Raw genomic sequence first — 11,061 nt, 5'->3', positions numbered from 1 at the left:
CCGTCCAGCGGGTCGGCGGGCCGCAACAGCAGGCGCTCGGCGTCGTCAGCGCTGTCGTACCAGCGGCCCGGCCGGTCGGGATCGGCGAAGTGCGCCAACGAAATATCGAGCAGGTCGGTGGCCGTCGTCAACCAGACGTCATCGGTGGTCAACTGGTAGAGCATCAGCAGCCCGGTGGCCAGCATCGCGTGGTCTTCCAGGATCGCCGCGCTCTCGCCGACCCGCCCGCCCAGGCTGGCTCGGCGCAGCCGGCCGTCCACCATGTGCAGTTGCACCAGCGCGGTCGCGCATGCAGCGGCGGCGTCGGCGAATTCCGGTGCGTCCAACGCGACACTCGCCTCGGCCAGTGCGGTGATGGCCAGTCCGTTCCAGGCGGAGACGACCTTGTCGTCGCGACCGGGCTGCGGTCTGGTGAGCCGGGCGGCCTGCAATGCGGTCCGGACGCGTTGGAACCGGTCCGGGTCATCGGGATCGCTGAGCAACTGCAGCACCGACGCGCCGGCTTCGAAGTTACCCGTCGCAGTGACTCCGAAAATCGAAGCGGCCCAAGGGCCGCCGTCGTTGCCGAGCACGTCGGTCAGTTGCGCAGGTGTCCAGACGTAGGTCGAACCCTCGCGGCCGTCGGCGTCGGCGTCCAGCGACGAGGTGAACATGTCAGCTTGCGCCAGTTCGTCGAGCAGGAAACGTGCGGTCTCCCCCGCGACCCGGCGCGCCAACTCCTCGCCGGTGCGGCGCGCCCAGTGCGCATAGCCGCGCAGCAGTAGCGCGTTGTCATAGAGCATCTTCTCGAAATGCGGTACTACCCAAGCATTATCGACACTGTAGCGAGCGAACCCGCCGGCCAGCTGGTCGTAGATTCCGCCACGGGCCATCGCGGTGCCGGTACGGCGGACCGCATCCAGGGCACGCGATGAGCCGGTCCGCTCGTAGTTTCGCAGCAGCGCCTCGAGCAACGCCGACGGTGGGAATTTCGGTGCGCCGCCGAACCCACCGTGCGCAGTATCTTCGTCACGCAGAATGGCGGCGACGGCGTCGTCGCACAGCGACGCCGCAACTTCCGGACCGCCACTAGGCAATCCCCCAGCCATTGACTGTAATTCGCCTGCGATGTGGTCGGACGCCTGCTCGACCTCGTCGCGGCGACCGCGCCAGGTGCTGTTCACCGCCGAAAGCAGCTGCAGGAAAGCCGCTTTGGGATAGTAGGTGCCGCAGAAGAAGGGCCGGCCGTCGGGTGTCAGGAAACACGTCATCGGCCACCCACCCTGCCCGGTGAGCGCGACGGTGGCGTTCATGTAGACCGCGTCGATGTCGGGCCGCTCCTCGCGATCGACCTTGACGCACACGAACCCCGCGTTCATCGCGGCGGCCACCTCGTCGTCCTCGAACGACTCGTGTGCCATCACGTGACACCAGTGGCATGCGGCGTAGCCGACCGACAGCAGGATCGGCACATCGCGTTCGGCTGCCTCGGCCAGCGCCCGCGGCGACCATTGCTGCCAATGCACCGGGTTGTCCGCGTGCTGGCGAAGGTACGGGCTGGCGGCCAGCGCCAGCTGGTTACCCGCCGGGCTCATGGGGTGACCGGTCATCTGGCTCGTCGCCTCCGACCGTGCCCTCGTCGCCGGCCTGATCTGGTTCGGGGTGCTGCGGATCGAAGGATTCGGGCACCTTCTTTAGTTGCCGGTTCATTGACCGCACTAGGAAGAACGTTCCGACCAGCAGCAGCACCACCACCAGCAACCCGAACGGGCTGGCTTTGCCAAAATCCGGTCCGTTGTTGTGCGGCGAGTCTGCCAGCACCCGGATCGCGGCAAGCGCAAGCGGGTTCACTGTTGCGCCTCGAGTCCGGCGAACAGATCGGTTTCGGGAATTCGCACCGGAACACGCGAGCGCGCCAGCTCGTACTCCTCGGTGGGCCATAGCCGCTGCTGCCATGCGATCGGCGCCGCGAAGAAGTCGCCTTTGGGGTCGATCTGGGTGGCGTGGGCACGCAGCGCATCATCGCGCTGACTGAAGTACGCCGAGCACTCGATCCGGGTGGTCACCCGGCCGGCGAACACGTCATGCGCGGGATCCCAATGGGCCAGCCACTTCTCGAACGGGCCCTGCTGGCCGTGCTTGGCGAATTCGTCCTGCAGCAGCTGCATCCGCTGACGCAGGAATCCGTGGTTGTAGTACAGCTTGGACACCGTCCACGCTTCTCCCGCGTCCGGGAACCGGGCATAGTCGCCGGCCGCCTCGAAGGCACCGACCGAAACCTGGTGACAGCGGATGTGATCGGGGTGCGGGTAGCCGCCGTTCTCGTCGTAGGTCGTCATCACATGCGGGCGAAACTCGCGCACCACCCGCACCAGCGCCTCGACGGCCACGTCGAGTGGGGTCAGCGCGAAGCAGTCCTCGGCCAGCGGCGGCGGCGGATCTCCCTTCGGCAGGCCGGAATCGACGAAGCCCAGCCAGGTGTGCTCGACGCCGAGGATTTCGGCTGCCTTGGCCATCTCGTCGCGGCGGATATCGGCGATGCGCCCGTGCACTTCGGGCAGGTCCATCGCCGGGTTGAGAATCTCGCCGCGTTCGCCTCCGGTCAGGGTCACCACCAACACCCGGTGCCCCTCGTCGGCATAGCGGGCAAGGGTGGCGGCGCCCTTACTGGATTCGTCGTCCGGGTGGGCGTGCACCGCCATCAACCGCAGTTCGCTCACGTGCTCCCTGTCCCATGTCTTTCGGCCTGGTTTGTGGCCCTATAGTTCCAGTCCTAATAGTTTCATCCCCGATACCGGGGCCCGAAGCCTGATTACCCGGCAGGTACCGCAAGACACATGACCGACCGTTCGCTGCAGCCGCCGCACACCCGCTACGGGTATCGGCCAATGCCCCGCGCATCGCGGCGTCGAATCGTTTTTGCGCTGGCCGGGGCGGGTGTCATCGCCGGCATCGTCATCGCCGTCATCGGCTACCAACGGTTGGGTCGCAGCGACGTCCACGGCACGCTGGCCGGCTATCGGCTGATCGACCAGGAGACGGTATCGGTAACGATCAGCGTGACGCGATCGGATCCGTCGCGGCCGGTCGACTGCATCGTGCGGGTGCGCGCGAAAGACGGCAGCGAGACGGGTCGACGCGAGGTGCTGGTTCCGCCGGCATCCGAGGCAACGGTCCAGGTGACGACGATTGTCAAGTCCTCCCAACCGCCGGTGATGGGCGACGTCTACGGCTGCGGCGCCGACGTGCCAGGCTACCTGCGCGCGCCCTGACCAGACCAGCTTTTTGCAGTGGCTGGCAAACGCCGAACAGCGAAAACGTAGTCGGCGCCGGCAGCCGCGGTGGTAGGATGTTCGGATGCACGGTTCCAGCATGGGACCGTGTATTGCTGCATCAGCGGCCAGATGTGCCGCGCAGGGGGTCTGCCCGACTACTGGGGTCGGCAGTACACGCGGTGGAACCGCCCGGCAGCAGAGACGACAACTTGCCGACGCGGATGCCGCGGAACCGACAGCACAAGGAGCACGACGAGATGACGGACACTCAGGTGACCTGGTTGACCGAGGAGTCACATGACCGACTCAAGGCTGAGCTCGATCAGTTGATTGCGAACCGTCCGGTCATCGCCGCGGAAATCAACGACCGGCGCGAGGAAGGCGACCTGCGGGAGAACGGCGGATACCACGCCGCTCGCGAAGAGCAGGGCCAGCAAGAGGCCCGCATTCGTCAGCTGCAGGACCTGCTCAACAACGCAAAGGTCGGCGAGGCTCCCAAGCAGTCCGGTGTGGCACTGCCCGGTTCGGTGGTCAAGGTCTACTACAACGGCGACAAGTCGGACAGCGAGACGTTTCTGATCGCCACCCGCCAGGAGGGCATCAACGACGGCAAGCTCGAGGTGTACTCGCCGAATTCGCCGCTGGGCGGAGCCCTGATCGACGCCAAGGTCGGCGAGTCGCGCAGCTACACCGTGCCCAACGGCAACACCGTCGAAGTGACGCTGGTCAGCGCGGAGCCGTATCACGCCTAACTAGGGCTACGGTCGGGACTAAGGGCGGGGTCACATCGGCTGATGGCGCGCATCGCCGAGGATTTAGCCTTGCTGTTGCTCGATAACGCCTCGGCGCAGCCCGCGTTGGACCGGGCCCGCCACGGGCGGGTGCTATCCGCGGCGGTGCTGCTGGACTTGGCGTATGCCTGCCGGATCCGACCGGCGGTGGACCACGAACCTGTGCAGGCCGGTCAGCTGGTTGCGCTGATCGGACCGGAGCCAACGGATCCGGTGCTCACCCCCGCACTGCAGATGTTGCTGCGCCGCCCGATGAGCCCGGCTGTCGCGATCGCAAAATTGCGCCGCCAAACCACCGGCGTGGTGTTGTCAGAGTTGCAGGCATGCGGACACATCCACCGGGTTCGACTGCAGGGCAACACCTTCAGTGGTTTCCAGGGCTTCAGGCCGGTTTACGCCTGGCCGCTGCTCGACCGGACTCGGGTCGACGAGATTCGTACGACGCTGATGTCGGTGTTGTTGGAACACGGCCGCCCCGATCCCGCAATGGCGGCACTGATCGCGCTACTGCATAGCGTCGACGGCCTGCGCGCGGTGCTCAGCCTCAACGAGCGGGCCTGGGAATGGGCGCTACACCGTGCGGGTGATATCGCCAGCGGTAGTTGGGTACGCGAGTCCGAACCGGAACTGGCCGAAGTCAACCTGGCTGTGACGGCGGCGGCCATCCGTCAGGCGCTGACCGCGCGCGGCGGGGCTAACTGAGCGCCTGGTCGAGATCGGCTATCAGATCGGCGATGTCCTCGATGCCGACCGACAGCCGCACCAGATCGTCGGGAACCTCCAACTGGGAACCGGCGGTCGATGCGTGGGTCATAGCGGCGGGGTGCTCGATCAGTGACTCGACTCCACCGAGCGATTCGGCCAGGATGAACACTTTGGTGTTGGCGCACAGCGTCTGGGCGGCGCTGCGTCCGCCCCGCATCCGCACCGACACCATGCCGCCGAAGCCGCGCATCTGCCGCGCTGCGATCTGGTGACCGGGATGAGTGGCTAGGCCGGGATAAAGCACCGCGCTCACCGATGCGTGCTCGGCGAGGAACTCCGCTATCGCCAAGGCGTTTTCGCTGTGCCGCTGCATCCGCAGCACCAGCGTCTTCAGGCCGCGCATGGTCAGGTAGGCATCGAATGGGCCCGGCACCGCACCCGCCCCGTTTTGCAGGAACGCAAACGCCGCGTCCAACTCCTCGTCGTTGGTGATCAGGGCGCCCCCCACCACGTCGGAGTGGCCGCCGATGTACTTGGTGGTTGATTGCAGCACGATGTCGGCGCCCAGCGTCAACGGCTGCTGTAGCGCCGGAGATGCAAATGTGTTGTCCACCAACACTTTCGCGCCAGTCTCGGAGCCCAGCTCGGCGATTGCGGCAATGTCGGCGATCGACAGCAGCGGGTTGGTGGGTGTTTCGACCCAGATCAGCCGGGTGTGCGGGCGCAGCGCACCGCGGACCGCGTCGAGATCCGACAGCGCCACCGGGGTGTATTGCACACCCCACCCGGTGAACACCTTGTCGATCAGCCGGAATGTTCCGCCGTAGGCGTCGTCGGGGATCACCACATGGTCGCCCGGACGCAACATCGCCCGCAGTGCACAGTCGCTGGCCGCCATGCCGGAACCGAATGCCCGGCCGAACCTGCCGTCCTCGACGGCGGCTAACGCCCTTTCCAGCGCGGCCCGGGTCGGGTTGCCGGTGCGCGCATACTCGAATCCGCCGCGCAGGCCACCGACCCCATCCTGGGCGAAGGTGCTGCTGGCGTAGATCGGGGCGTTGACCGCACCGGTCTGCGGGTCAGGCCGGTAGCCGGCATGGATGGCCTTGGTGGCGAGCCCGGCGGTGTCGAAGTGTTCGCTCATCGACGATCAGCCTAGCCAGGCGACGATGCAGTGGGGGTCCCCCCAGCCGCGCAGCGGCGAGGGGGACGCGGAGCGCGATGAGGGGTCTTCAAGAGCGGTTTCGGGCTGTCCCATCTGCCTGCGTTTGTTCCAGAGGCAGGCAAACAGTGGCCATGATCTTGTCAGCCAGCGTTTGGCGCTTGGCGGTCCAGAGCGGAAACAGGTAGCCGATGTAGAACGGCACCGCGTCGACCACGTGGCTGATCTGGCGCAACAGCGACATTCCGAAACCAACCGGCTCTCCGGTGTTCTCGCTGACGACTTTGAACTTCAGCACTGACTTACCGATGCTCGATCCGGTTACGCCCTGTCGGTAGCCGTAATTCCAGACCAAATACACCAGGCCGAGCAGCATCGCCCCCCACATCACCGTCACACCCACCGTGGAGTACCCGATGGAACAGATCTGGTTGACGTCATAGCGGGTGACGTCGGTCAGACAGGCGCTGTCGACGCTGTTCTGCAGCACCAGCCATCCGGCGCCGAGGATGACCACGAACGGCAGGATGTCGATCAGCCATGCCGCGACCCGGGCGTGCCACGACGTGTAGGCCTGCTCTGGCAGAGCGGGTGTCGCCGACCCCGGAGGCAACCGCGGTTCGTCAGTCATGAACGGCCTTCCCGCGCGCGGGCGACGCTGCGTTGACCGCTCACAGACGTTCAGCCTAACGACGCTCAGCATCGCGATGCCTGTGACCGCGGCAGCATTGACGCGCGCCGCGCACCTCGCAACGCGGGTCAGAAATACCGCAGCTTAGGTCGGGTAGGGCAGCGTAGTAGTGGTGGGAAGGTTCGACTCGACGGAATCCACGAGTAAGACGCCGAAGATCAAATAGATGATCCCGACGATCACGTACACCACGACTGTGGCGATCGCACCCCATAGCGCCCACTTCCGGGCGTCGTCGGCGGCCTTCTGCGCCTCCGCATATTGGCCTTGTGCCCACAAGCCTGAGACTTGAGTCGCCTTCACGATCGACACGATGCCGAACGGCAAGCAACAAAACAGGGTGACCAGGATTCCGAAGACGAGGTGGTTGTCGGGGGGCCGGGCTCCGTAACTCGGTGGTGGTGGAATACCGCCACCTTGAGGCGGCGGAGGCGGTGGATAGCCTCCCGAGGGTGGCCCCGGTGGTTGCTCAATCATTCGCGCCTTCCTGGGTTGTTAACGCAAAGTTAGCTGCGCGTGGCGCTCCGTAGGCTACCTGAGTGGTGCCTTGCAGCGGGCGCTACTGAGAAATAGCGTGCCGCTATCGCGTCATCGGCAGTCGGCAAATGGCAGTCGCAGCCCCTTGGGACACCATTCGGTTTGCTAGCCGAAGTAATTTGCGTGCCGGGCTCCCCGCAACCCGCACAGCGCTCGGATCGGTTCGCCATTTCCGTCACACCCGCAGCGCGACGAACGGCCCGAACGGCAGGTTACGCACCACCGACCATGTCGCCACCATCGCCAACGCCACTGGTGCTGCCCAGCGATGATGTTGCCAACTCCAGATTCGCCGGCGCGCCAAGCGACCGTATACCCAGGCCGAATATGCCCACAACAACAGCACTAACGCCGCCAGCGCCAGCGCGTTGAATTTCGCTGCTGCCAAAAGGTTTCCGTGCATCACTGAGTACAACATCCGCAAAGTGCCGCAGCCGGGGCAGTCGACGCCGAGGAGTAACTTGGTGGGGCACACCGGAATTGGGCCACCGGGCGTCGTGGGATCGGCCCACCATACGATCGCGCACGCCACTGCCACCACAGCGGCAACACCGAGCGGGGCAGCGATACGCCGTAGGGTCGGCGCCGTCCGGCTATTTACGCCGAGGGCCATCGGACAGAAAACCTAACAAGTCATACCGAGTGATGACGCCCACCGGCTTGCCCTCCTCGACGACCATGACGGCGTCCAAGTCCCGCAACGTTTTGGCCAGCGAGCCGACCAGTTCGCCCGCGCCGATGATCGGCAGCGGCGGACTCATGTGCTGGCCAACGGCGTCGGCCAGGTTGGCGCGGCCTTCGAAGACCGCCGAAAGTAGTTCGCGCTCAGACACACTGCCGGCTACCTCGCCCGCCATCACCGGCGGCTCGGCGCCGACGACGGGCATCTGTGACACCCCGTACTCGCGCAGGATGCCGATCGCGTCACGCACCGTCTCCGACGGGTGGGTGTGCACCAAATCGGGCAACTTGCCGGACTTTCCGCGCAGCACATCACCGACCGTGGGCTGTTGGATCGAGCCGTCCAGCGGGGTGCGCAGGAATCCGTACGACGACATCCAGGCGTCGCTGAAAATCTTCGACATGTAACCGCGGCCGCCGTCTGGAAGCAACACCACGATCAGCGCGTCGGGCCCGGTTTGTTCGGCCACCTTGAGCGCGGCCACCACCGCCATCCCGCACGAGCCGCCGACCAGCATGGCCTCCTCGCGGGCCAGCCTTCTGGTCATGTTGAACGAATCGGAGTCGGACACCGCGATAATTTCGTCAGGCACGCCACGGTCGTAGGCCGCCGGCCAGAAGTCCTCGCCGACTCCTTCAACCAGATACGGCCTGCCGCTGCCGCCGGAGTACACCGACCCTTCCGGGTCGGCGCCGATCACGCGCACCGCACCGCCGGACACTTCCTTGAGGTAGCGACCGGCACCGGTAATCGTGCCGCCGGTCCCGATACCGGCGACGAAATGGGTGACCTGGCCGTCGGTGTCGGCCCAGATTTCGGGCCCGGTGGTCTCGTAGTGGCTCGCCGGTCCCTGGGGGTTGGAATACTGGTCGGGCTTCCAGGCGCCGTCGATTTCGGAGACCAGCCGGTCGGAGACGCTGTAGTAACTGTCCGGGTGATCGGGCGGAACTGCCGTCGGGCATACCACCACTTCAGCGCCGTAGGCGCGCAACACGTTCTGCTTGTCCTCGCTGACCTTGTCGGGGCAGACGAACACACAGTGATAACCGCGGTGCTGGGCCACCAAAGCCAAGCCGACGCCGGTGTTTCCGGAAGTTGGTTCGACGATCGTGCCGCCCGGCTTGAGCTGGCCACTGGCCTCGGCGGCGTCGATCATCTTCACCGCGATGCGGTCCTTGCTGCTCAAGCCCGGGTTGAGGTATTCGACCTTGGCGACCACCCTGCCCGACCCCGGCGGCACAACTGAGCTCAGCTGAACTAGGGGAGTATTTCCGATGAGTTCACTGATGTGTCGCGCGATCCGCATGCGTTCATCGTCTCAGGTGCCGCGACGCCGCGTGCGGGCACTCGGCGCTAGCCGGTGGCTTCGCGGATGTACTCACCGATCTGCCGCAGCGAGCGCGTCGCCTCGGGCACTGCCGGTGCAGCAAGCTGGAAGTCGTGTATCTGGCCGGGCCAAACCCGAACCTCGGTCGGGACACCTACCGCAGCCAGTCGGCCGGCGGCCACCCGCGCGTCGTGCAACAACACCTCGGATCCCGACACGTGGATCAATGTCTGCGGCAGGCCCGGCTCGAGGTGGTCGAGCGGCTCGTAAAGTTCCTCGGGCTTTCCGTCGACCATCCGCTTGCCTGCGGCCTTGGCTACCAGCGCGATCAACGCGTCAAATGCCTTGGCAGGGAACATCGCATCGGTTTTGATGTTGGGATGCGCCTGCTTGGGCTCCTTGGCCAGCTGCAATAACGGCGAAATCGCCACCAGCGCAGCCGGTTCCTCGCCGACCTGCTGAAGCCGTTGCGCCAGTGCCATAGCCAGGTAGCCACCGGCGGAGTCGCCGGCTAACACGATCTGCTCGGGCTGGTATCCGCGAAGCCGCAGCCAGCGGTAGGCATCATGGCAGTCGTCCAGCGCCATGCCGACCGAATGCTTGGGAATCAGGCGGTAATTGACCACCAACACCGGAGAGTCGGCGTACTTCGACAATGCGTTGACGATCCTGCTGTGCGAATTGACGCCACACGTCAAAAACGCGCCGCCGTGCAAATAGAGCACCACCCGTCGCTTGCCGTCGGCCGGCAGTACGCCGGGCGCACGAACCAGCTGCGCCGTGGCGTGCGGCAATTCCACTGTCGCGCGGATAGTTCCAGGGGCGGGAAGCAAAACCCGTGAAGCGAAGTCGATTAGGCCGAACGGCCATGGCATGTGCGGAATGTAGCTGCCGACAGCCAAAACCGGTCGGATCGTCAGACGGCATGCCAGCGCCGCGACCATTCCGGGAAGGCTGGGGCCGCTTTCGATTACCTCGACGGGCACGCCGTCGCTGATGGGTAACTTGCGGGCCCGCAACGCATCACGGGGATGGATCGCATTACGGGGCGAGCCCGAAACCTTGCTAGGTGCGGTCATGCTCAACACTCCTACGCCGTTGTAGTGCGATATAGCATGTCGACGAAGTAGCAGAGCGATCGGTTCAACTTGCGTCATAGCAAGGTGTACCCGACCTAGCGCTTAGCCAACCTCGCAAACTTAGCTTGACACCAATAAAAAGTTCAACAATCAAAGAGTCTGATTCGATACCAGAACTGATCCGTCCCGTAATCGTGTCGCCGCTCGGCACCCCCGAACCCGGGCCACCGGCGACCTAAACTGGTCGCGTGGTACTTCGCGCGCCGCGAGGCTCGATGGTTGCGCTGGCCGCCGCAGGCGCGCTGGCGTCGACCGGCACTGCCTATTTAGGCGCACGCAACCTGCTGATCGGCCAGGCCGCAAAAGCGCGCAGCGTGATCCCCAAATCCTGGGACGTCCCACCCCGGGCTGACGGCGTCTACACCCCGGGGGGCGGTCCGGTGCAGCGCTGGGAACGCGGGATTCCCGTCGACGTGCACCTGATGATCTTCGGCGACTCGACGGCAACCGGGTACGGCTGTCGCACGGCCGAGGAAGTTCCCGGTGTGCTGATCGCGCGCGGACTCGCCGACCACAGCGGTAAAAGCATCCGGTTGAGCACCAAAGCGATCGTAGGCGCCACCTCGAAGGGCTTGTCCGGCCAGGTGGACGCCATGTTCGTGGCAGGTCCGCCGCCGGACGCCGCGGTGATCTTGGTCGGCGCCAACGACGTCACGGCGCTCAACGGCCTCGGTCCCTCCGCGCGCCGGCTCGGCGCAGCGGTGCGCCGGCTGTGCGCTAGCGGCGCGGTGGTCGTCGTCGCCACCTGCCCCGATTTTGGGGTCGTCAAGGCC

Annotated in this window: 13 protein-coding genes; 4 read left to right on the top strand and 9 right to left on the bottom strand. The window is 65.6% G+C overall.

Annotation, left to right across the window (positions count from 1 at the left end):
• The 3 genes from WB785_RS06915 to mca all read right to left on the bottom strand — a co-directional run.
• Positions 1-1,589, bottom strand: a 1,589-nt coding sequence (locus WB785_RS06915; RefSeq protein ID WP_424078058.1) for a thioredoxin domain-containing protein, incomplete at its 3' end; no start/stop codon positions are given.
• Positions 1,558-1,830, bottom strand: a complete 273-nt coding sequence (locus WB785_RS06910) for a hypothetical protein (protein WP_424078057.1) — start codon at positions 1,828-1,830, stop codon at positions 1,558-1,560. The genes WB785_RS06915 and WB785_RS06910, both read right to left, overlap by 32 nt.
• Positions 1,827-2,699 (bottom strand): mycothiol conjugate amidase Mca, encoded by an 873-nt coding sequence (gene mca, locus WB785_RS06905; RefSeq protein WP_424078056.1) that lies wholly within the window; start codon positions 2,697-2,699, stop codon positions 1,827-1,829. Before mca ends, WB785_RS06910 begins: the two co-directional genes overlap by 4 nt.
• 117 nt (positions 2,700-2,816) lie before the next feature.
• Between mca and WB785_RS06900 the strand changes: the two genes are divergently transcribed.
• The 3 genes from WB785_RS06900 (at position 2,817) to WB785_RS06890 (ending at position 4,747) form a co-directional block, all read left to right on the top strand.
• Entirely contained in the window at positions 2,817-3,251 is a 435-nt protein-coding gene (locus tag WB785_RS06900; RefSeq protein ID WP_424078055.1) for a DUF4307 domain-containing protein, read from the top strand.
• A gap of 260 nt (positions 3,252-3,511) precedes the next feature.
• Positions 3,512-4,006, top strand: a complete 495-nt coding sequence (gene greA, locus WB785_RS06895; RefSeq protein ID WP_424078053.1) for a transcription elongation factor GreA — start codon at positions 3,512-3,514, stop codon at positions 4,004-4,006.
• A 42-nt stretch (positions 4,007-4,048) separates the two neighbouring features.
• Complete coding sequence (locus WB785_RS06890; protein ID WP_424078052.1) at positions 4,049-4,747, top strand: GOLPH3/VPS74 family protein; 699 nt, start codon at positions 4,049-4,051, stop codon at positions 4,745-4,747.
• On the opposite strand, the gene WB785_RS06885 is transcribed toward WB785_RS06890, so the two are convergent.
• The 6 genes from WB785_RS06885 to WB785_RS06860 form a co-directional block, all read right to left on the bottom strand.
• On the bottom strand, positions 4,740-5,894 hold the full coding sequence (locus WB785_RS06885) for a cystathionine gamma-synthase (RefSeq protein WP_424078050.1): 1,155 nt from the start codon (positions 5,892-5,894) through the stop codon (positions 4,740-4,742). The two genes, WB785_RS06890 and WB785_RS06885, sit on opposite strands and share 8 nt — an antisense overlap.
• A gap of 88 nt (positions 5,895-5,982) precedes the next feature.
• Complete coding sequence (locus WB785_RS06880; protein WP_424078048.1) at positions 5,983-6,543, bottom strand: RDD family protein; 561 nt, start codon at positions 6,541-6,543, stop codon at positions 5,983-5,985.
• A gap of 144 nt (positions 6,544-6,687) precedes the next feature.
• On the bottom strand, positions 6,688-7,080 hold the full coding sequence (locus WB785_RS06875; RefSeq protein WP_424078047.1) for a CD225/dispanin family protein: 393 nt from the start codon (positions 7,078-7,080) through the stop codon (positions 6,688-6,690).
• Positions 7,081-7,315: 235 nt separating this feature from the next.
• Positions 7,316-7,753, bottom strand: a complete 438-nt coding sequence (locus WB785_RS06870; RefSeq protein ID WP_424078046.1) for a DUF2752 domain-containing protein — start codon at positions 7,751-7,753, stop codon at positions 7,316-7,318.
• A complete protein-coding gene (locus WB785_RS06865) occupies positions 7,734-9,128 on the bottom strand; it encodes a cystathionine beta-synthase (protein ID WP_424078044.1) in 1,395 nt (464 codons plus the stop codon). Before WB785_RS06865 ends, WB785_RS06870 begins: the two co-directional genes overlap by 20 nt.
• Positions 9,129-9,175: 47 nt before the next feature.
• Complete coding sequence (locus tag WB785_RS06860) at positions 9,176-10,228, bottom strand: alpha/beta hydrolase (protein WP_424078043.1); 1,053 nt, start codon at positions 10,226-10,228, stop codon at positions 9,176-9,178.
• Positions 10,229-10,503: 275 nt separating this feature from the next.
• Between WB785_RS06860 and WB785_RS06855 the strand changes: the two genes are divergently transcribed.
• Positions 10,504-11,061: SGNH/GDSL hydrolase family protein (locus WB785_RS06855; protein WP_424078059.1), on the top strand; the 558-nt coding region annotated here is incomplete at its 3' end.

It is taken from the genome of Mycobacterium sp. (assembly GCF_049585075.1).
Classification (GTDB): Bacteria; Actinomycetota; Actinomycetes; order Mycobacteriales; family Mycobacteriaceae; genus Mycobacterium.
The sequence above is the reverse complement of the archived record's forward strand: the minus strand, read 5'-3'. Positions and strand labels throughout refer to the sequence as shown.